Annotated in this window: 17 protein-coding genes; 7 read left to right on the top strand and 10 right to left on the bottom strand. The window is 59.8% G+C overall.

The annotated features are described in order from the left end of the window. The first annotated feature begins 1 nt into the window (after nucleotide 1). The 5 genes from ureC (at nucleotide 2) to ureG (ending at nucleotide 4,939) form a co-directional block, all read left to right on the top strand. A complete protein-coding gene (gene ureC, locus ACK83U_RS11000) occupies nucleotides 2-1,714 on the top strand; it encodes an urease subunit alpha (protein ID WP_112604490.1) in 1,713 nt (570 codons plus the stop codon). Nucleotides 1,715-1,987: 273 nt separating this feature from the next. Then, on the top strand, nucleotides 1,988-2,848 hold the full coding sequence (locus ACK83U_RS10995) for a GGDEF domain-containing protein (RefSeq protein WP_112604493.1): 861 nt from the start codon (nucleotides 1,988-1,990) through the stop codon (nucleotides 2,846-2,848). Between the two features lie 77 nt (nucleotides 2,849-2,925). Continuing rightward, nucleotides 2,926-3,426 (top strand): urease accessory protein UreE, encoded by a 501-nt coding sequence (gene ureE / locus ACK83U_RS10990; protein ID WP_112604496.1) that lies wholly within the window; start codon nucleotides 2,926-2,928, stop codon nucleotides 3,424-3,426. A 6-nt stretch (nucleotides 3,427-3,432) separates the two neighbouring features. Further along, the gene (locus ACK83U_RS10985; RefSeq protein ID WP_112604499.1) at nucleotides 3,433-4,119 is read left to right on the top strand and encodes an urease accessory protein UreF; all 687 of its coding nucleotides are present in this window, start codon (nucleotides 3,433-3,435) and stop codon (nucleotides 4,117-4,119) included. Between the two features lie 208 nt (nucleotides 4,120-4,327). Further along, nucleotides 4,328-4,939 carry an urease accessory protein UreG gene (gene ureG / locus ACK83U_RS10980; RefSeq protein WP_112604502.1) on the top strand — a complete coding sequence of 204 codons (612 nt, stop codon included), beginning with the start codon at nucleotides 4,328-4,330 and terminating at the stop codon, nucleotides 4,937-4,939. A 38-nt stretch (nucleotides 4,940-4,977) separates the two neighbouring features. On the opposite strand, the gene ACK83U_RS10975 is transcribed toward ureG, so the two are convergent. The 6 genes from ACK83U_RS10975 to ACK83U_RS10950 all read right to left on the bottom strand — a co-directional run bounded on the left by ACK83U_RS10975 (nucleotide 4,978) and on the right by ACK83U_RS10950 (nucleotide 13,903). Next, nucleotides 4,978-8,298, bottom strand: coding sequence for an efflux RND transporter permease subunit (locus tag ACK83U_RS10975; protein WP_112604504.1), 3,321 nt, complete (start codon nucleotides 8,296-8,298; stop codon nucleotides 4,978-4,980). Between the two features lie 14 nt (nucleotides 8,299-8,312). Then, complete coding sequence (locus ACK83U_RS10970; protein WP_112411498.1) at nucleotides 8,313-9,503, bottom strand: efflux RND transporter periplasmic adaptor subunit; 1,191 nt, start codon at nucleotides 9,501-9,503, stop codon at nucleotides 8,313-8,315. Nucleotides 9,504-9,997: 494 nt separating this feature from the next. Next, nucleotides 9,998-10,966: an ABC transporter substrate-binding protein gene (locus ACK83U_RS10965; protein ID WP_112604507.1), complete on the bottom strand. Its 969-nt coding sequence runs from the start codon at nucleotides 10,964-10,966 to the stop codon at nucleotides 9,998-10,000. A 55-nt stretch (nucleotides 10,967-11,021) separates the two neighbouring features. Beyond that, nucleotides 11,022-12,155 carry an ABC transporter permease gene (locus ACK83U_RS10960; protein ID WP_112604510.1) on the bottom strand — a complete coding sequence of 378 codons (1,134 nt, stop codon included), beginning with the start codon at nucleotides 12,153-12,155 and terminating at the stop codon, nucleotides 11,022-11,024. Further along, a complete protein-coding gene (locus tag ACK83U_RS10955) occupies nucleotides 12,152-13,039 on the bottom strand; it encodes an ABC transporter permease (protein WP_112334903.1) in 888 nt (295 codons plus the stop codon). Before ACK83U_RS10955 ends, ACK83U_RS10960 begins: the two co-directional genes overlap by 4 nt. A 72-nt stretch (nucleotides 13,040-13,111) precedes the next feature. Then, on the bottom strand, nucleotides 13,112-13,903 hold the full coding sequence (locus ACK83U_RS10950) for an ABC transporter ATP-binding protein (protein ID WP_112604513.1): 792 nt from the start codon (nucleotides 13,901-13,903) through the stop codon (nucleotides 13,112-13,114). A gap of 124 nt (nucleotides 13,904-14,027) precedes the next feature. On the opposite strand from ACK83U_RS10950, the gene ACK83U_RS10945 reads away from it, so the two are divergent. Then, the gene (locus ACK83U_RS10945; RefSeq protein WP_015340823.1) at nucleotides 14,028-14,441 is read left to right on the top strand and encodes a cupin domain-containing protein; all 414 of its coding nucleotides are present in this window, start codon (nucleotides 14,028-14,030) and stop codon (nucleotides 14,439-14,441) included. A gap of 135 nt (nucleotides 14,442-14,576) precedes the next feature. Here ACK83U_RS10945 and hydA read toward each other — a convergent pair whose 3' ends face one another. From hydA to ACK83U_RS10930, 3 genes are all read right to left on the bottom strand, one after another. Further along, nucleotides 14,577-16,031, bottom strand: coding sequence for a dihydropyrimidinase (gene hydA / locus ACK83U_RS10940; protein ID WP_112604516.1), 1,455 nt, complete (start codon nucleotides 16,029-16,031; stop codon nucleotides 14,577-14,579). Next, nucleotides 16,028-16,375: a hypothetical protein gene (locus ACK83U_RS10935; RefSeq protein ID WP_162708019.1), complete on the bottom strand. Its 348-nt coding sequence runs from the start codon at nucleotides 16,373-16,375 to the stop codon at nucleotides 16,028-16,030. Before ACK83U_RS10935 ends, hydA begins: the two co-directional genes overlap by 4 nt. 215 nt (nucleotides 16,376-16,590) lie before the next feature. Further along, on the bottom strand, nucleotides 16,591-17,844 hold the full coding sequence (locus ACK83U_RS10930; RefSeq protein WP_112604522.1) for a Zn-dependent hydrolase: 1,254 nt from the start codon (nucleotides 17,842-17,844) through the stop codon (nucleotides 16,591-16,593). A gap of 308 nt (nucleotides 17,845-18,152) precedes the next feature. Here ACK83U_RS10930 and ACK83U_RS10925 point away from each other — a divergent pair, with 308 nt between their 5' ends. Beyond that, nucleotides 18,153-18,797, top strand: coding sequence for a TetR family transcriptional regulator C-terminal domain-containing protein (locus ACK83U_RS10925; protein ID WP_112415444.1), 645 nt, complete (start codon nucleotides 18,153-18,155; stop codon nucleotides 18,795-18,797). A 148-nt stretch (nucleotides 18,798-18,945) separates the two neighbouring features. Here the strand turns inward: ACK83U_RS10925 and preA are convergent, their stop codons facing one another. Further along, a complete protein-coding gene (preA, locus tag ACK83U_RS10920; protein ID WP_112604525.1) occupies nucleotides 18,946-20,259 on the bottom strand; it encodes an NAD-dependent dihydropyrimidine dehydrogenase subunit PreA in 1,314 nt (437 codons plus the stop codon). Nucleotides 20,260-20,269: the final 10 nt, after the last annotated feature.

Here is a 20,269-nt window from a genome sequence, read left to right as displayed (position 1 = left end):
CATGCCCTACAAGATTTCTCGTGCCGCCTATGCCAACATGTTCGGACCGACTGTTGGCGACAAGGTTCGTCTGGCAGACACCGAATTGTTCATCGAAGTGGAGAAGGATTTCACCACCTATGGCGAGGAGGTGAAGTTCGGCGGCGGCAAGGTCATCCGTGACGGCATGGGACAGAGCCAGGTGACGCGCGCCGGCGGCGCCGTCGATACAGTCATTACGAATGCGCTCATCCTTGATCATTGGGGAATCGTCAAGGCGGATATCGGTCTGAAGGACGGCCGCATTGTTGCAATCGGCAAGGCCGGAAATCCGGATATGCAGCCCAATGTCAATATCATCGTCGGACCCGGCACGGAGGCGATTGCCGGTGAGGGGAAGATCGTCACCGCCGGCGGCATGGACAGCCATATTCATTTCATCTGCCCGCAGCAGATCGAGGAAGCCCTGATGTCGGGCGTCACCACCATGCTTGGCGGAGGCACGGGGCCGGCGCATGGAACGCTGGCAACGACCTGCACGCCGGGACCGTGGCATTTGGCGCGCATGATCGAGTCCTTCGACGCCTTTCCGATGAATATCGGCCTCTCCGCCAAGGGCAATGCCTCCGTTCCCGCCGCACTGGAGGAAATGGTGCTTGGCGGCGCCTGTGCGCTCAAGCTGCATGAGGATTGGGGCACGACGCCGGCGGCGATCGACTGCTGCCTCAGCGTTGCGGACGAATATGATGTGCAGGTGATGATCCACACGGATACATTGAATGAAAGCGGCTTCGTGGAGGATACGATCGGTGCCATCAAGGGTCGCACCATTCACGCCTTCCATACGGAAGGCGCGGGCGGCGGCCATGCGCCAGATATCATCAAGATCTGCGGGCAGTCGAACGTCATCCCGTCCTCGACCAATCCGACGCGGCCCTATACGGTTAATACGATCGCCGAGCATCTGGACATGCTGATGGTCTGCCATCACTTGTCGCCGTCGATCCCGGAGGATATCGCCTTTGCCGAAAGCCGCATCCGCAAGGAGACCATCGCCGCTGAGGATATTCTGCACGACATCGGCGCCTTTTCGATCATCTCCTCCGACAGCCAGGCCATGGGCCGCGTCGGCGAGGTGGCGATCCGTACCTGGCAGACCGCCGACAAAATGAAGCGCCAGCGCGGCCGCCTGGCACAGGAGGTCGGCGACAACGATAATTTCCGCGCGAAGCGCTACATCGCCAAATATACGATCAACCCGGCGATCGCGCATGGCGTCAGCCATGAGGTCGGTTCGATCGAAGTCGGCAAGCGTGCCGATCTGGTGCTCTGGAACCCGGCTTTCTTCGGCGTGAAGCCGGAGATGGTGCTGATCGGCGGCTCGATCGCCGCAGCACCCATGGGCGACCCGAATGCCTCCATTCCGACGCCGCAGCCGATGCACTACCGGCCGATGTTCGGCGCTTATGGCAAGAATCGTACGAATTCGTCGGTGACCTTCGTTTCCCAGGCAGCGTTCGATGCCGGGCTTGCCGCCAAGCTTGGCGTCGCCAAGACGCTGCTGCCCGTTCGGAACACGCGCGGTGGCATTTCCAAAGCATCGATGATCCATAACAGCCTGACGCCGCATATCGAGGTGGATCCGGAAACTTATGAAGTGCGTGCCGATGGCGAGCTTCTGACCTGCGAGCCGGCGACGGTGCTGCCGATGGCGCAGCGCTATTTCCTTTTCTGAGGATATTTCGGACGCCGATCTTTGGCAGATATGAAAGCCCCGGCTTCCCGGGGTTTTCGTATGCTGCGTACTGGGCCTAGCAATATCAATGACATGATGTGGTTGTGCTGCCATCGCGCATTTCTATCGGCAAGCTGGATTTTCTGGATGTAGCTTCCCGGCTGTTCACAACTTGGGAAATACACCGCTTTTTAATCATTCCATTAAAGACCTGGAAGCGTCTTCACCCCTATCTCACATGATTGAAATAGTGGGCTGAGGAAGGTGAATCGCATGAAGCAATGGATTTCGCTGCAGGCCGAACTCGGTAATTTCCAGCAGCGACGTGCGATTTTTATTTTCGCGCTTAAGATGAGTTTTGTCGCGGTCATCATGTCGCTTGCCATCATCCTGGTGCTGATTTTTGTGATGCAATGGCTTGATCTTTTGCCATTGCCGATCTTCGAGGCGATGCGCTTTGGCGTTTTGTTGGCATGGATCATCGGCGGCACCGTGTCCGGCGCGCTTGCGGTGCTGGTAGGTTTTTCCATTCACAGGCTCGCGGTCTCCCGGGCCGAATTCGAGCGGTTGAGCCGCACCGATACGCTGTCCGGCCTGCTCAATCGCCGTGCCTTTACCGAGGTGTTGAATACGGCCAAGGACGGCGCATCATTGGTGATCTTCGATCTTGATCGGTTCAAGACGATCAATGATCGCTTTGGGCACGCATCCGGTGATGCGGTGATCGTTGCGGTGTCGCGGCTATTTTCCGATGCGTTCACTGGAGAAAACGTGATTGCGCGACTTGGCGGTGAGGAGTTCGGCGTCATCATCCATGGCGGCGATACGGCCGAGCGTATCGCGCGCGTTGAGGAGATCAAGGAGCAGATCGCCGAACAGTCGATCGCCATTGAAGGCGGGTCGGTGAAGGTCACCATTTCCGCTGGGATTGCCGACATCGGCGGCGATCGTAAGACGGAGGCCGTCTACGCTGCCGCCGATAAGGCGCTTTATCTTGCCAAGACGCTTGGCCGCAACCGCGTCATGCACGAGCGCGAGCGTCTGTCGCAGGTCTGGAATCGTTGCGCCTCCGAGCAGGAGCAGGAGGTAACGACGGATGTCAGGGAACTGCAACGCTATGTGCAGCAGATGTGAGGCTTCCACACGTCATTGATGCTTGCGCGGGCGGCGACAATTTTGCATGGTCTGCCAAAGTATAAATTGGAACAGCCATGCTACGCGTCACTTCCTATCTGCCGGCCGGCACCCCTTCCTCCAATCCGATCGATCGTGTCGTCCTGCCGCATGATCTCAGGCATCTGCGCCGCAAGCTCCTGCATCTTGAAAATGGCGAGATGGTCATGCTCGACCTCAAGGAGCCGGTGCTGTTTGCGAGCGGCGATCTGCTGGTGCGCGAGGATGGCGAGTTGATCGAGATCGTCGCCGCGGACGAAAAGCTTTTCGAAATCCGCCCACGCGATCGCCTGCATCTGATCGAACTTGCCTGGCATCTCGGCAACCGGCATCTTTCCGCTCAGATCGAGGAAGAGCGTATCCTGATCCTGCGCGATCATGTGATCCGCGCTATGCTTGAAGGGTTGGGTGCGACTGTGACGGAAGTCAGCGAGCCTTTCCAGCCGGCACGCGGCGCCTATCACCCCCACGGCAACCATTCGCATGGCCACGACCACCATCATCCTGGCCAGGATCATCACCACCATTCGCACGATTGAACCGTGATGACCAACACTGCGGTTTCGGACGATGGCGACCTGCAGGCGCTGCTACGGCTGATGGCATGGCTGTCGCCGGCGTTTCCCGTAGGATCGTTCGCCTATTCCGGCGGCCTGGAGCGTGCGGTACATGACGGCCTGGTGCGCGACAGCTCCGGCCTCAACCATTGGATTTCTGCACTCATTGAGCATGGTTCCGCGTGGAATGATGTGGTGCTGTTGGTCGAGGCGCATCGGGCTGACGCGGATGGGCCGCGGCTTGCGGCCGTTGCGGAGCTTGCCGAGGCACTGGCCGGTTCGAAGGAGCGCCATAACGAGACCATGCTGCTGGGAGATGCCTTTCTTTCGGCCGCCGCTGCCTGGCCGCATGCGATCTTTTCCATGCTCCCGGCAAAGACGGCCTATCCGGTTGCTGTTGGTGCCGTCGCAGGTGCGCATGGCATCGCCGCCGAGAAGGCGTCTGCTGCCTTCCTGCATGCGCTGGCCTCGCAGATGGTATCCGCCGGCATTCGCCTCGGCGTCAGCGGCCAGAAAGACGGCGTTGCCATTCTGGCGCGACTTGAAGGTCTCTTTGCGGATGTCGCGCGACGGGCCGCCCAATCCAGCCTTGACGATCTCGGAGCTGCGACCGTGCAAGCGGATATTGCGAGCCTGCGGCACGAAACCCAGAGCACGCGGCTCTTCCGGTCATGAGGGGCGTCTTCAGGAAAATATTGAGATCGAAACATCGCCTACGTCATTCGCCGCTGTGCGACGGCGGGACGCTTGGCTATGCTAGCGCCATTCCGCCCTTCTTCGAAGGGCGAAAACGCGCTATCCCTTTGTTTTCACGCAATTCCAAACGGAAAACCGCTACGCACTTTTCCTGGAATTGCTCTCTTGCTTTATCGGAGTTGCGAGTATGAAATCGAGACATGGACCCTTGCGCGTCGGCATCGGCGGCCCCGTCGGTTCCGGCAAGACGGCGTTGACGGAGAAGCTGTGCAAGGCGATGCGCGACGACTATTCCGTCGCCGTCGTCACCAATGACATCTACACGACCGAAGATGCGGAAGCACTGGTGCGCATGCAGGCGCTGCCTTCGGATCGCATCGTCGGCGTCGAAACGGGCGGCTGCCCGCACACGGCGATCCGCGAGGATGCGACGATCAATCTGCAGGCCATTGCCGGCCTGAACGAGCGGCTTCCTGATCTCGACGTGGTTTTCATCGAATCTGGCGGCGACAATCTGGCTGCAACCTTTTCACCCGATCTTGCCGATATCACCATCTACGTAATCTCGGTGTGTCAGGGAGAGGAGATTCCGCGCAAGGGCGGCCCCGGCATCACCAAATCCGACCTTCTGGTCATCAACAAGAAGGATCTGGCGCCCTTCGTCGACGTCGATCTCGAGGTGATGGATCGCGATGCCACCCACATGCGCCAGGCACGCCCCTTCGTCTTTTCCGACATGAAGCGCGGCGACGGGGTTAGCAAGATCGTCGATTTCCTAAAGGAACAGGGCGGCCTTTGAGCCGCCCCGTCCTTATTTCCATATTCGCTGAGACTGATTTATTCTGCCGCGAAGGGCGGCAGCTTTAGGACATTCGTACCCACGGATCTGCTTCTGCCGTCTTTGTTCTCGATAGTTTCAAGCCGCTCTTCCAGATTGGCAAGCGACTGGCGGTTTTCATTGACGGCGACGGCCAAGCCTTCCTTGGTGATGACCTCGTCATCCACATCCTTCCTTCCGACAAGTCTGCCGAAGAGATAGCCTAGCAGACGGGACAAGTCGTCCATGATGAGGAAGAAGGACGGCACGACCACCAGGCTGAGCACCGTGGAAACGATGATGCCGCCGATCACGGCAATCGCCATCGGTGCGCGGAAGGAGCCGCCTTCGCCTACGCCGAGAGCTGATGGCAGCATGCCGGCCGACATGGCGATCGAGGTCATGATGATCGGACGGGCGCGCTTGCGGCCGGCTTCGACCACCGCTTCCAGCCTCGGCATGCCCTGATGCATCATCTCGATGGCGAAATCGACCAGCAGAATAGCGTTCTTCGTCACAATGCCCATCAGCATCAGAATGCCGATCATGACGGGCATGGACAGCGCGTTGCCGGTTAGGATCAGGGCCAGCGCCACGCCGCCGATCGCCAATGGCAGCGAGAGCAGAATGGTGAAGGGCTGGATCACATCCTTGAACAGCAGGATCAGCACGGTCAGAACAAGCATGAGGCCGAGCAGCATGGCGTTGCCGAAGCTCTGCTGCATTTCCTTCTGGACCTTGGTATCGCCGCTTTCCGCCAGATGCACGGTTGCGGGAATCTTGGCGTTGTTGACGATTTCGAGGAAATGCTCGGATGCCGTATCCAATGCCACACCTTGCGGCAGGTCGGCGCCGATGGCGACCACGCGGAAGCGATTGTTGCGCTTGATGGACGACAGGCCTTCGGAATAGTCGATGTCGGCCACGCTCGATAGCGGCACGGTGTTGCCGGTGGCAGTCTTGATACGCAGAGCGCGGATCGCCGCCAGGTCTCGGCGCATGCCGAGCGAGGCCTGAACGCGGATCGGAATCTGGCGATCGTCGAGCGAGATCTTCGCGAGCGAAGCGTCGATGTCGCCGATGGTGGCAACGCGGATCGTGTCGGAAATCATCTGCGGCGTGATGCCGAGGCGCGCGGCCTCGTCTTTGCGCGGATAGATCTGCAGTTCCGGCCGCGGCAGGGCGCCGTCGGCGCTGACATTGGCGAGCGCCGGATCGGTACGCAGCTTGGCTTCCAGGATGCCGACGGCCTGGTTGAGATCCTTCTCGCTGCGCGAGAGGAAGTTATAGGTCAGGTCGCGATCGCCGCGGTCGTTCAGCTTGGTGATGCGGACGTCGGGAATGGAGCTCAGCTTTGCAAAGACTTCCTTCTCGATGTCCCATTGCGGGCGTACGCGCCCGTGGACGGTGACCTTCGGCAGGTGAGGGCCGATGACAGGGAGCGAGCCCAGGACGTCGTTCACCAGCTTCTTCGCCAGCGACTGATCGAGCTTGCCGAGCGTCAGCGTTACGGTGGCGCGGCGCAGTTCCAGATCGCCCTTCGGCGAGGCGCCGCCGAGCACGAAGACGCTTTCGACACCATCTATGCTTTTCACGCGCCGATAGATTTCGTTGGTCGCCTGTTCGGTATCATCGAGCCGGGCGTTCGGCGGCAGTTCCGCTGACAGAACGATGCGCGAGGCGTCTTCCGGCGGGATGAAGCTGCCGGGAACGAACATGATGAGAGCGAAGACCGATGCGATCGAGAAGGCGAAGGCGGCGAGCAGCGTCGGATAACGCGTGTACCACTTCTTCGTCGTCAGCCGCACCAGCCAGCTATAGCCACGCATGAAGCGGCCGTCATTGTCGTGATGATCGTCGACGCCATCTTCGGCGCGCATCAGATAGGCGGCCATCATCGGCGTGATCAGACGCGCCACCAGCAGCGAGAAGAACACCGAGAAGGCGACCGTCAGACCGAACTGAATGAAATACTGGCCCGGAATGCCGGGCATGAAGGAGACCGGCACAAAGACCGCGATGATGGTGAAGGTCGTCGCGATAACGGCCAGGCCGATTTCATCGGCGGCATCGATGGCAGCGCGATAGGGCGTCTTGCCCATCTTGATGTGGCGGGCGATGTTCTCGATTTCAACGATGGCGTCATCGACGAGAATACCGGTCGCCAGCGTCAATGCCAGGAAGCTGACGAGGTTCAGCGAGAAGCCGATCTGGTTCATGATCCAGAATGTCGGGATCGCGGAGAGCGGCAGGGCAACCGCCGATATCAGCGTTGCGCGCCAGTTCCGCAGGAACAGGAAGACGACGATGACGGCCAGTATGGCGCCTTCGATCAGCGTGTGCATCGCCGATTCGTAGTTGCCATAGGTGTAGTAGACGGAGTCGTCGATCATCTCGATCGAGACGTTCGGGTTCTCGGCACGCACCTTGTCGAGCGTGTCGGCGACCGTCTTGGCGACCGTCACTTCGCTCGCGCCCTTGGCGCGGAATACGCCGAAAGTGACGACAGGGGCGCTGTTGAAGCGCGAAAAGGACTTCGGTTCCTGATAGGTGTCCTTGATGGCGCCGAGATCGGAGAGCTTGACGAAGCGGCCGTTGGTCAGAGCGATCGTCGTATCGGCGAGCTGGGCGACGTTGCGGGCGTCGCCGAGCACGCGGATTGCCTGTTCGCTGCCGGCAACCTGGCCGCGGCCGGAGCCGAGATCGATATTGGTGCTGCGAAGCTGCTGGCTCACCGAAAGCGCTGTTATGCCATAGGCGTTCAGCTTGTTCGGATCGAGCTCGATGCGCACTTCACGATCGGCGCCGCCATAGCGGTCGACGCGGCCAATGCCTGCTTTGCCCTGCAGCGCGCGCTTGACCGTATCGTCCACGTACCAGGACAGCTCCTCGAGCGTCATGTTCGGCGAGGACACGGCAAAGCTCTGGATCGCCTGGCCGACGACATCGACTTTGGAGACGATCGGCTCGTCGATGGTCGACGGCAGATTGCCGCGGATGCGGTCGATCGCATCCTTGGTATCCTGAACGGCCTGCTCGGTCGGCACTTCCAGGCGGAAGACGACGACGGTCTGCGATTGGCCATCCGTGACGGTGGATTGGATTTCGTCGATGCCGTTGATGCTGGCGACGGCGTCTTCGATCTCCTTCGTCACCTGCATTTCGAGCTCGGCCGGCGAGGCGCCGCTCTGCGTCACGGTGACATTGACGATCGGCACGTCGATGTTCGGGAAGCGGGTGATGGGCAGATTGAAGAAGGCGTGCGCGCCCACCACCATCAGCAGGAAGAAGCCCAGGAGCGGGGCGACTGGATTTCGAATGGACCAGGCGGAGAAGTTCATCTTGCCGTTCTCGCTCAGTTGGAGGCTTGCGACGCGTCGCGCACAGGCGTGATATGGTCGCCATCGCGAACATAGGCACCGGCCTTGGCGACGACGTCATCGCCCGCTTTCAGGCCTTTGAGGATCTCGACATAGCCAGCGTCCTGAATGCCTGTCTCGACAGTCAGGAATTTGACCACGCCATTCTCGACCTTGCGGACGGACGAGCCGTTTTCCTCGCTATTGACGGCCGTCAGTGGCAGGGCGACGCCATCTTCCTGGCGAATGATGATCTCGGCGCTGCCATACATGCCGGCGCGCGCCTTCTCGCCATCGTCGATCGTGATATGCACCGCGCCGAGGCGGGTGACGGGATCAACGATCGGTGCGACGAGACGGACAGTTCCGGCAAGCTTCTCGCGGCTGCCGGAGAGCGCGATGGACGCTTTCTGACCGATCGTGATCTTGGTGATATCAGTCTCGGAGACATCGACCACCAGCTCGAGTTGGCTGTCGCGGATGATGGTGAAGAGCGGATCGCCATTGCCGTTCGCGATAGCCCCGACACGGGCATCGCGCGATGCGACGGTGCCTGCCACCGGGGTTTTGATGCCGGTGCGGGCAAGTTTCAGATCCGTATCGGCGATCTGGCTATCCGTGACCTTGAGATCGGCCTCCGCAACGGCGATTGCCTGTTCGGCGGAAACCACGCGCGCCTTGTTGGCGGCAGCCGAAGCATTGGCCTGTTCCACCGAGGAGGTCGACATGGTGCCCTTGGCACCCATGGCAACGGCGCGCACGCGCTGCAATTCGGCCTCTTCGGCATTGGCGCGGGCTTCGGCGAGCTGTGCGTGCAATTGCGCCAGGCTTGCCTCGCCCTTGGCCCGCGTCGCCTGCATCTGGCTCTTCTGCAGGATCAGCGCGTCGTCGTTCAGCGTGGCAAGCGTGCTGTTCGCGCTGACCTTGTCACCGACATCTGCATTGAGCGAACGGATGGAGAGACCGTCCACCTGCGGCTGGATGTAGACTTCTTCGACGGCCTTCACCGTGCCGTTCGCGACGACCTTGTCGGTCAGGTGGCGCATTGCGGCCGTGGTGATGACGATTGCGGGCAGGTTCTGTTTCGGCGTGGTGACGGCAGCCTGCTCTGCCATGGCAGCGGGAGCGGCCAGCAGGGAAAGCAGAATGGCAGTCGTGCTCAGAAGTCTAAACGGCGTGAAGGCCATGCGTCCGGTTCCAGTTCGGCATTGGTCAAAGGGATTTCGCGGTTTTCCGTCGCGAGCACGGGAGATCACTGCATGCGAGCCGGCTTCCCCGGCGGATGACTGCATAATTCCTTAAATCGAATCGATTCAAGGGTAAAATTACGCAGCAGATTTAAAGTGTTACAGCGACCTTTGCGCGTCATATTTGACGCGCGGCGCTGTAATATCCGTCTGTCATGCCTTGCAGGTCCTCATCCTAAAATCGCCCTTGTAGATGGGAGCGGTTTTCAATTCTCGCAAGATCACGAGAAAATGATTTCGCGGGCATTTCTATCGTCTACAACCATGCGAAGCAATCACGGCATTGTGATGTCAGCATTCGAATAATTGATAGGCGAAGGCTTTTCAGGCAATTCCTGCAAGAAAGCCAGCCTTTTGTGGCTGCTGTTACAAAATGAAAAAAAACGCGCGAGGCCGCAAACCTCGCGCGTTTTAGTCTCTGTGATTGCTTCAGCCTACTTCAGAGCAGCGTCCGTGATCTCATGCGTATAGGCGCCGGATGGCTTCTTGTTGATGATCTTCTGGTCGAGCAAGGCTTCGGCCGTACGGTCATAGGTCTTCATATCAAGTTTGCCGTTGCCGATAAGCTTGGCGACTTCGCCCGCCATGCGCTTCTGGTGGTTTTCATCCTGGCCGCCATTGTCCATGACGATTTCGGCGGCTTCGTCCGGATGCTCGACGGCATATTTCCAGCCCTTCATCGACGCGCGGACGAATTTCACCATATCAGCCTTGAACTTCGCATCCTTCAGCTTGTCTTCCTTGACGTAGAGGCCGTCTTCCAGAAGGTCGTTGCCGAGCTTGGTGTAGTTGAAGACGGTCAGGTCTTCGGCCTTGAAGCCGGCATCGATCGCCTGCCAGTACTCGTTATAGGTCATGACGGAGATGCAGTCGGCCTGCTTCTGGACGAGCGGCTGCACATCGAAGCTCTGCTTCAGAACGTTGACGCCATCCTTGCCGCCGTCGGTCTTCAGGCCGAGTTTGTGCATCCAGGCAAAGAAGGGATATTCGTTGCCATAGAACCAGACGCCGAGGGTGTGCCCCTTGAAATCCTTCTCAGTCTTGACCGGGCCGTCCTTCGGGCAGATCAGCTCCAGACCGGATTTTTCGAAGGGCTGCGCGATGTTGATGAGCGGCACGCCTTTTTCGCGGGCAACCAGCGCACCGCCCATCCAGTCGACGATCACATCGGCGCCGCCGCCGGCGATCACCTGTTCCGGAGCGATATCAGGGCCGCCAGCCTTGATATCGACATCGAGACCTTCTTCCTTGTAAAAGCCCTTGTCCTTGGCGACGAAATAGCCGCCGAACTGAGCCTGGGCCACCCATTTCAGCTGCAGCGTCAATTTATCCGCCGCCATCGCGCTCTGGGTGGCGGCAAGCGTCATGGCACTTGCCATCAATGCAAAGATTATTTTTTTCATGTCTTCACCCTTTCCCTCTGAAGTTATGCCTCGATCCCTTTGAAGAGATCCTGGATTACGCCTGCCCACCACGGATAGACGGATGCCAGAACGTCACCATTCGTTCGATGATGGCGACGATACCGTAAAAGACCGAGCCGGCGATCGCGGCAACCGCGATCTCGGCCCAGACCATATCGAGGTTCAACCGGCCATTTTCGGTTGAAATGCGAAAGCCCATGCCCGACATGGGCGTGCCAAAGAACTCCGCCACGATGGCACCAATCATCGCCAGGGTCGAGTTGATCTTCAGCGCATTGAAAATAAAGGGAGCGGCGGCCGGAAGCCGCAGCTTGAAGAGCGTCTGCCAGTAGCTCGACGCGTAGGTCCGCATCAGGTCGCGTTCCATATTGCCGGCGGCGGCAAGGCCCGTCACCGTATTCACCAGCATTGGGAAGAAAGTCATGATGACGACGACGGCGGCTTTCGATTGCCAATCGAAGCCGAACCACATGACCATAATCGGCGCGACGCCGATGATCGGCAGGGCCGAGACGAAATTGCCGATGGGCAGCAGACCGCGGCGCAGGAAGGCGAAGCGATCCGCGAGAATGGCGACGATGAAGCCGCTGGCGCAGCCGATGATGTAGCCGATCAGGACAGCGGTGAGGATCGTCTGGCGGACATCGATCCATAATGTTGGAATTGAATTGACGATCCTGGCGCCGATGGCACTCGGCGGCGGCAAAAGGACCAGAGAAACGCCGGCGCCGCGAGTGACGGCTTCCCAGATGATCAGTATCCATATGCCGAAGATCGCCGGGATCAGCAGCCGCAGCGTATAATTGCCGGCGGTCGAATGCGACCGCATCGACGATAGGACGGAAACGCAGCGCCAGGCCAGCAACCAGGCGGCGGCAATCAGAATGAAGAAGGACGCTTGCGCCTTGCCTTCATTGCCGGAAATTCCGGCAAGCAGCAGCCATGCCGCCGCATGCGCGCCGAAGAAGAGGGTCGCCGCGCTCAGGTCCGCGGATAGGCGCATGAAGTAGAGGGCGGCCGCTGCGGCAATTAGAATGAAGATGACGAAGGTCGTTCCGCTGCTGACGGGTGCCGCGGCATCCGCCGCAAGCATCGGCAACGCGGGGATCGCCAACAGACAGAGAAGAATGGCAAGCATGCCTTGCCAGGAGAAATGAAAGGATCTCATGCCGTTCTGCCTCCCATCGAACGGTCGACAATGCGGGCAGCGATGCTGACGATACCGACGAGGACCGCCGCGAGGACGGAGCCTGCGACGAGAGCTGCCCATATATCGATCGTCTGGCTGTAGTAGGAGCCGGCGAGCAGCTTTGCGCCGATGCCGGCGACCGCGCCCGTCGGCAGCTCGCCGACGATCGTTCCGACCAGGCTTGCGGCAATCGCAACCTTCATGGAGGTGAAGAGGAAGGGGACCGAAGCCGGCACGCGCAACTTCCAGAAGGTCTGCCAGCTGCTGGCATTATAGGTGCGCATCAGGTCGAGATGCATGATTTCCGGCGAACGAAGACCCTTTGTCATGCCGACGGTGACCGGGAAGAACGATAGATAGGTGGAAATCAGCGCTTTCGGGATCAATCCGTCTATGCCAAGGGCACTGAAGACGACGATGATCGTCGGCGCAATGGCGAGGATCGGGATGGTCTGCGACGCGATGATCCAGGGCATGAGACTGCGGTCGAGTGCGACGAGGTGAACGATGCCAACTGCAAAGAGGACGCCGAGGATTGTGCCGAATGCGAAGCCGACCGCCGTCGGCGCCAGCGTTATCCATGCATTGTAGACGAGGCTGCGATTGCTCGTAGGAACCCGCAGGAAAGTGTTTTCGAAGACATTCTGCGCTACCTGATGCGGCGCAGGCAGAGTCGGCTTCGGCTGCGCCAGCGTCTTGCCGATGAATTCCACCGTCGTCGGGGTGACATTACCGCGCCGGTCTAGATCGCGCTGGAATGGCGCGTTGAGGATGACGGCGAAGACGTACCAGAGCAGGATGATTGCCAGGACGATCGTCGTGACCGGCAGGAACTTGTGCTTGAAGAACTGTTCCTTTTCCATGCTTATGCCGTCCCCGTGCACGGGGGCAGGTCAAGGGTGAAGGGCTGTCGCGCGACGGAGCTATCCATCGTCCTATTCCTCATAGCTGTGCCCCGCTCTCAGTCCTTCCCGGACGCGGTGAGCGATTTCCAGGAATTCCGGCGTTTCGCGAATGTCGAGTGGTCGCTCTGCTGGAAGCGTCGATTCGATGACATCGGTGACGCGGCCCGGCCGCGGCGACATGACCACGATCTTGGTGGAGAGATAGACAGCTTCCGGGATGGAGTGGGTGACGAAGCAAATGGTCTTGTTCGTCTGCTTCCATAGCTTCAGAAGTTGTTCGTTCAGGTAGTCGCGGACGATTTCGTCCAGCGCGCCGAAGGGCTCGTCCATCAGCAGCAGATCGGCATCGAAGGCCAGCGCGCGGGCGATCGAGGCTCGCTGTTGCATGCCGCCTGAAAGCTGCCAGGGGAACTTGTGCTCGAAGCCATTGAGATTGACGAGGTCGAGGGTCCGCGCGATGCGCTTGGCCTGCTCTTGCCTGTCATAGCCCATGATCTCAAGCGGCAGGGCGATGTTCTTTTCGATCGTTCGCCAGGGATAGAGGGCTGCGGCCTGAAAGACGTAGCCGTAGGCGCGGGCCTTGCGGGCATCTTCCGGCGACATGCCGTTGACGGAGATGTCGCCTGATGTCTTTCGCTCAAGATCGGCAATCACCCGCAGAAAGGTGGTCTTGCCACAGCCGGAGGGGCCGATGAAGGAGACGAAATCGCCCTTGCGAACATCGAGATCCACATTGCTCAGCGCATTCACCGGCCCGTCGTTCGTATCGTAGGTGAGACAGAGATTCCGCGCGGAGACGACGGAGGAAGCGGATGACGTCATTAACACCTACCAGTCCTGTTTTCGCCGCATGGTTGGGGCGGATTGCGTGTTATCCTGTTTGGCATTGCCGCAGTCCGGAGAGGCGAGGGCGCCTTTTGGCTGCTGGACCGAGGGGAGCAATGCCATGAATGTCTCATCGAAGCCCACCTGCCGTGTTGTGCGGCCCGGCAGCGCCTATGCCGGAAAACAGGGCCTCAGCTATTTCGAAGGGATTGCCGCCGAGACGGTGGGCTCGACGGGGATCTGCATGCATCTTTTGACGATCCCGCCCGGCGCCCGCGCCAAGGCGCATCTTCACGCCTCGCATGAGACAGCGATCTATGCGATTTCCGGCGAGACGCATTGCTGGTTCGGCGACCGGCTGGAAGAACACGTCATCGTCCGCGAAGGCGAGATGTTCTATATTCCGGCCGGCGTTCCGCATCTTCCCGCGAATCTCAGCGACCGGCCGGCGACAGCGGTCATCGCCCGAACCGACCCGAACGAGCAGGAAAGCGTCGTCCTGCTGCCGGATCTGGAGCGGTATGTGCCGCGCTAGAGCATTTTCGCTTTTCTTCGAATCGCGAAAATGCTCTATCTCTTTGTTTTTACGCAATTTCGGACGGAAAACCGCTATGTACTTTTCCTGGAATTGCTCTAGGCGGCCGATGAGCCGAAGCGCCGTGCCCAAGCGTCATACCCCGCTGGCGGGGATGCCGCTGCGCTGCACCTTGCGCGGCGCTGTGACTTCTTTCCAGGTCGAAAGCGCGCGGTTGACGGCGGTGAAGGGATCACGCCTGACGAACTCGCCGTGGCCTTCCCGGGTCTTGACCGTGCCTTCCTCGATGGCCACCACGCCCCGCGTCAGCGTATAGCGTGGCAGGCCGGTGACTTCCTTGCCCTCGAAGACATTGTAGTCGATCGCCGATTGCTGCGTCTTGGCGGCGATGGTCTTAGAGCGCTTCGGATCCCAGACGACGATATCGGCATCGGCGCCGACAAGGATCGCGCCCTTCTTCGGATAGACGTTGAGGATCTTGGCGATGTTGGTCGATGTGACGGCGACGAATTCGTTCATCGTCAGGCGGCCGGTGTTGACGCCGTAGGTCCAGAGCATCGGCAGGCGATCCTCAAGGCCGCCGGTGCCATTCGGGATCTTGGTGAAGTCGTTGAGGCCGAAGCGCTTCTGCTCGGTGGTAAAGGCGCAGTGGTCGGTCGCGACCACCTGCAGCGAGCCGGAGGCAAGACCGGCCCAGAGGCTGTCCTGATGCTGCTTGTTACGGAAGGGCGGCGACATGACGCGGCGGGCGGCATGGTCCCAATCCGCGTTGGCATATTCGCTTTCGTCGAGCGTCAGGTGCTGGATCAGCGGCTCGCCGTAAACGCGCATGCCTTTCTGACGGGCGCGGCGGATGGCTTCGTGCGCCTGTTCGCAAGAGGTATGGACGATGTAGACGGGCGAACCGGCCATGTCGGCGATCATGATGGCCCGGTTCGTTGCCTCGCCTTCGACCTCGGCCGGGCGGGAGTAGGCATGCGCCTCCGGACCGTTATTGCCTTCGGCCAGCAGCTTTGCCTGCATCTGTGCGACCACATCGCCGTTTTCGGCGTGGACGAGCGGCAATGCGCCAAGCTCGGCGCAGCGCTGGAAGGAAGAGAACATCTCGTCGTCATCCACCATCAGCGCGCCCTTATAGGCCATGAAATGCTTGAAAGTGTTGATGCCCTTGTCGCGGACGATGGCTTCCATCTCGTTGAAGACCTGCTCGCCCCACCAGGTGATCGCCATGTGGAAGGAATAGTCGCAGGTGGCGCGAGTGGACTTGTTGTCCCACATGGTCAGCGCCTCGAGCAGCGACTGGCCGGGTGAGGGAAGTGCAAAATCCACCACCATGGTCGTGCCACCGGCAAGGGCAGCGCGGGTGCCGCTCTCGAAATCGTCGGAGGAATAAGTTCCCATGAACGGCATTTCGAGATGCGTGTGCGGATCGATGCCGCCGGGCATGACGTAACAGCCGGAGGCATCGAGCACTTCGTTGCCCGAGAGATTCTGCCCGATTTCGACGATCTTGCCGCCTTCGATCTTCACGTCCGCCTTATAGGTCAGGTCGGCCGTGACGATGGTTCCACCCTTGATGACTGTGCTCATTGTGTACTCCTGGTGTTGTCAGTCCCGTACCGGTCTTCCCAGGTCAGGTAACCAAGTCTTCTTGCGTCTTCCTCAACAGAGATGATTGCTTCCCAAACAATCAACGCCGCCGAACGCGACGCCTCCACGCTCAATTCGCCTAAACCGTTCGAAAAGCCTCTCGCGTCATATCTGTAGCTCTCCAAATATCCCCACAAGGCGTTTTTATTTCTGCCCTTGCCCAAAGAATAATCATCGAAGTGCTCCTCGTAATCCCGCAGATCTTTGAGGTTGGGAACTGCGCTATCAAAACGAGCGATAAAACTGCAATCTGGCTGGAGTGATGCCTCGATTTTCTGAAGCATCAACAGACACCTCCGAAGTCGACTTAGAAAAATTAATAACACTTCCCAGTCGTTCTTGAGAGTATAGTGAGAGTATCCAAGGTGGGTTTCCTCACTTCCTCTAAGTACCTCGCCCTCAGATTCTTGCAGCCTCTCAATTTGCCTTTCGACACCCCAGCAGTATCGACTTGCCAGTCGCCTGACCCTTGCATAATTCGAGACAGAGTCCTTCTGGCTCAAGCCACGATCTCCGCCGTCTCGACGACTGCGTGGAACAGCACATCCGCGCCGGCGGTCGCCCATTCCTTGGAGATTTCTTCCGCCTCGTTGTGGGAGAGGCCGCCGACGCAGGGGCACATGACCATGGTGGCGGGGGCGACCTTGGCAGCCCAGCAGGCATCGTGGCCGGCACCGGAGATGATGTTCATGTGGCTGTAGCCGAGTTTCTCGGCCGCGTTGCGCACGGAAGTGACGAGCTTCGGATCGAAAGTCACCGGCTCGAAATGGCCGATGGCTTCGACCGTGCAGCCGACGCCGAGGGCATCGGCGATCTTCTTGCCTTCGGCTTCGATCTTGGCACGCATGCGATCGAGCTTTTCCTTGTCGGGCGTGCGGATGTCGACAGTGAAGACCACCTTGCCCGGCAACACGTTGCGCGAATTCGGCGAGAAGAAAACCTGGCCGACGCCGCCGACGGCCCCCGGCTGGTTTTCCATCGCGACGCTCTGCACCATCTCGATGATACGCGACATGGCAAGGCCGGCGTTGACGCGGAGATTCATTGGCGTCGAACCAGTATGGGCCTCCTTGCCGGTCAGCGTGAATTCCAGCCACCAGAGGCCCTGACAGTGCGTGACGACGCCGATGGTCTTGTCCTCGGCTTCGAGGATCGGGCCCTGCTCGATGTGATATTCGAAATAGGCATGCATCTTGCGAGCGCCGACCTCTTCGTCACCAAGCCAGCCGATGCGCTTCAGCTCTTCGCCATAGGTCTTGCCGTCCGGATCCTTGCGGCCATAGGCATAGTCCAGTGTGTGCACGCCGGCAAAAACGCCGGAGGCGAGCATCGCGGGTGCGAAGCGCGCCCCTTCCTCGTTGGCCCAGTTGGTGACGACAATCGGGTGCTTGGTCTTGATGCCGAGGTCGTTCATCGTGCGGACAACTTCGAGCGCTGCGAGCACACCGAGGACGCCGTCATACTTGCCTCCGGTCGGCTGGGTGTCGAGATGCGAACCGACATAGACGGGGAGCGCAGCCGGGTCGGTGCCGGGGCGAGTGGCGAACATCGTACCCATCTTGTCGACGCCGACAGTCAGGCCGGCCTTGTCGCACCAGGTCTTGAAAAGGCTGCGTCCTTCGGCATCGGCATCGGTCAGCGTTTGGCGATTGTTGCCGCCGGCAATGCCTGGGCCGATCTTCGCCATGTCCATCAGCGTATCCCAAAGGCGATCGCCATTGATACGCATGTTTTCTCCTGGCGCTGCCACCATGATGCAATCCTCACCTGTTTGTCCTGGGGCACGCAAGGCGCATGCCCGAAATTGTTCCCGTTGGTCTTATTTCAAATTCCGGAGCGTCGTCTTGTTTTTCTTGCCCGGAAATCGCCAGTTGCCTTTAGGAGACATCTGACAGATAATTTGACCGATTGGTAAACATTACAACTTCCGTGGCGCGGCTCAAGACGAAAAGCACGAAAAATTCCGATAAAATTTCAGGCGATTGCCGAAATCCGATGCATCGACAAGGTGAATGAGGGAACGGCCGAAAGGCTTGGATTTCAAGGAGAAACAGAGCAGATATGGCCATCCCCAGAGCCGCCAGGACGCAGCGCCGCACCCGAATTCAGGAAGAGAAAGAGGAAATCATACTGGAAGCCGCGCTGGACGTGTTTTCTGTCAGCGGCTTTCGTGGCTCGACCATCGACCAGATCGCCGAAGTCGCCGGCATGTCGAAGCCCAATCTGCTTTACTATTTTCGCACCAAGGAGGCGATGCATCGGGCCTTGATCGACAGGGTGCTGTTTACCTGGTTGGAACCGCTACGCGCCTTCGATGCCAACGGCGATCCGGAAAGCGAGATTCGGTCCTATATCCGCCGCAAGCTCGAAATGGCCCGCGATTTTCCACGCGAAAGCCGTCTGTTTGCCAATGAGATGCTGCAGGGTGCGCCGCATGTGGAGGATGAGCTGCGCGGGCCGTTGAAAGCCCTTGTCGATGAGAAGGCGGAAGTCATCCGCACCTGGGCCCGGAACGGCAAGATCGCCAAATGCGACCCCTATCACCTGATCTTCTCGATCTGGTCGACCACGCAGCACTATGCGGATTTCGATGTACAAGTGCGTGCGGTCTTGGGACCGGAGCATTCAGGCGAGGGGCGCTTCGAGGATGCCGCCCGCTATCTGGAACAGCTTTTCGTCGACGGGCTTCGGATTCGCCATAGCTGAGCGGCGGTGCGATCCCGGAAGCATAGCGCTGCATATCGCAGGTGAACGAGTTAAAGTTCCCTAATTCGATCGTGCGGATCTCGGTTACGAAGAAGGCGGCCGCAGCAAGCTGCGACCGCCTTTTGAATGCTTGCCGATATTGCCGCAGTTATTCCGCCGCCTGCCGAGCCATCGGATTGTTCGGATGGGTCGTCCAGTTGGCGTAGTTCGGGTCGACGACCTTGCCGGTGCGCTTGTCGAGGCTGCCTGCCGGAAGCTCTTCCATGGTGATGCAGTTCTCGACGGGGCAGACGTTGACGCAAAGATTGCAGCCGACGCATTCCTCTTCCATCACCTCGAAGCGCCTGACGCCATCGACGAAGTTGGTGATCGCCTGGTGCGAGGTGTCCTCGCAGGCGATGTGACAGCGGCCGCACTTGATGCAGGCGTCCTGGTCGATCTTCGCCTTGGCGATGTAGTTGAGGTTCAGATATTGCCAGTCGGAGACATTCGGCACGGCGCGGGCGATGACGTCGTCCAGGCTGCGGTGACCCTTTTCGTCCATCCAGTCGGAAAGGCCCGTGATCATCTCCTCGACGATCTTGAAGCCGTAGGTCATGGCCGCCGTGCACACCTGCACGTTGCCGGCGCCGAGCACCAGGAATTCCGCCGCATCGCGCCAGGTGGTGATGCCGCCGATTCCCGATATCGGCAGGCCGTAGGTTTCCGGATCGCGGGCGATTTCTGCCACCATGTTGAGCGCGATCGGCTTGACGGCCGGGCCGCAATAGCCGCCATGGCTGCCCTTGCCGCCGACAGTCGGGTTCGGAGCGAAATTATCGAGGTCGACCGAGACGATCGAGTTGATCGTGTTGATCAGCGAGACCGCATCCGTGCCGCCGGCCCTGGCGGCGCGAGCGGGCTTGCGGATATCGGTGATATTCGGCGTCAGCTTGGTGATGACCGGCATGCGCGTGTATTGCTTGCACCAGCGCACGACCATTTCGATATATTCCGGCACCTGTCCGACCGCGGAGCCCATGCCGCGTTCGGACATGCCGTGGGGACAGCCGAAGTTGAGCTCGATGCCGTCTGCTTCCGTTTCCTCAACCAACGGCAGGATCGCCTTCCAAGCCTGCTCCTCGCAAGGCACCATGATCGAGGCAATCAGCGCGCGATCCGGCCAGTTCTTCTTCACCTGCTTCATTTCCCGCAGGTTGGTGTGGAGGTCGCGGTCCGTGATCAGTTCGATGTTATTGAGGCCGAGCAGACGGCGGTCGGCGCCCCAGATCGCGCCGTAGCGCGGGCCGTTGACGTTGACGACAGGCGGGCCTTCTTCGCCGAGCGTCTTCCAGACTACGCCGCCCCAGCCTGCCTTGAAAGCGCGCTCGACGTTATAGGCCTTGTCGGTCGGCGGCGCGGAGGCGAGCCAGAACGGGTTCGGAGACTTGATGCCAACGAAATTATTGCGGAGATCAGCCATGTCGGTTCCC

The sequence above is a fragment of the Rhizobium sp. WW22 genome (assembly GCF_047041135.1).
Classification (GTDB): Bacteria; Pseudomonadota; Alphaproteobacteria; order Rhizobiales; family Rhizobiaceae; genus Rhizobium.
This window is presented reverse-complemented; position numbering and strand designations above follow the sequence as displayed.

Bases quoted from the DNA above. Each gene is read 5' to 3' on its own strand.
- ureC (WP_112604490.1), top strand. From the start codon at position 2: ATGCCCTACAAGATTTCTCGTGCCGCCTATGCCAACATGTTCGGACCG.
- ACK83U_RS10995 (WP_112604493.1), top strand. From the start codon at position 1,988: ATGAAGCAATGGATTTCGCTGCAGGCCGAACTCGGTAATTTCCAGCAG.
- ureE (WP_112604496.1), top strand. From the start codon at position 2,926: ATGCTACGCGTCACTTCCTATCTGCCGGCCGGCACCCCTTCCTCCAAT.
- ACK83U_RS10985 (WP_112604499.1), top strand. From the start codon at position 3,433: ATGACCAACACTGCGGTTTCGGACGATGGCGACCTGCAGGCGCTGCTA.
- ureG (WP_112604502.1), top strand. From the start codon at position 4,328: ATGAAATCGAGACATGGACCCTTGCGCGTCGGCATCGGCGGCCCCGTC.
- ACK83U_RS10975 (WP_112604504.1), bottom strand. From the start codon at position 8,298: ATGAACTTCTCCGCCTGGTCCATTCGAAATCCAGTCGCCCCGCTCCTG.
- ACK83U_RS10970 (WP_112411498.1), bottom strand. From the start codon at position 9,503: ATGGCCTTCACGCCGTTTAGACTTCTGAGCACGACTGCCATTCTGCTT.
- ACK83U_RS10965 (WP_112604507.1), bottom strand. From the start codon at position 10,966: ATGAAAAAAATAATCTTTGCATTGATGGCAAGTGCCATGACGCTTGCC.
- ACK83U_RS10960 (WP_112604510.1), bottom strand. From the start codon at position 12,155: ATGAGATCCTTTCATTTCTCCTGGCAAGGCATGCTTGCCATTCTTCTC.
- ACK83U_RS10955 (WP_112334903.1), bottom strand. From the start codon at position 13,039: ATGGAAAAGGAACAGTTCTTCAAGCACAAGTTCCTGCCGGTCACGACG.
- ACK83U_RS10950 (WP_112604513.1), bottom strand. From the start codon at position 13,903: ATGACGTCATCCGCTTCCTCCGTCGTCTCCGCGCGGAATCTCTGTCTC.
- ACK83U_RS10945 (WP_015340823.1), top strand. From the start codon at position 14,028: ATGAATGTCTCATCGAAGCCCACCTGCCGTGTTGTGCGGCCCGGCAGC.
- hydA (WP_112604516.1), bottom strand. From the start codon at position 16,031: ATGAGCACAGTCATCAAGGGTGGAACCATCGTCACGGCCGACCTGACC.
- ACK83U_RS10935 (WP_162708019.1), bottom strand. From the start codon at position 16,375: ATGCTTCAGAAAATCGAGGCATCACTCCAGCCAGATTGCAGTTTTATC.
- ACK83U_RS10930 (WP_112604522.1), bottom strand. From the start codon at position 17,844: ATGGTGGCAGCGCCAGGAGAAAACATGCGTATCAATGGCGATCGCCTT.
- ACK83U_RS10925 (WP_112415444.1), top strand. From the start codon at position 18,153: ATGGCCATCCCCAGAGCCGCCAGGACGCAGCGCCGCACCCGAATTCAG.
- preA (WP_112604525.1), bottom strand. From the start codon at position 20,259: ATGGCTGATCTCCGCAATAATTTCGTTGGCATCAAGTCTCCGAACCCG.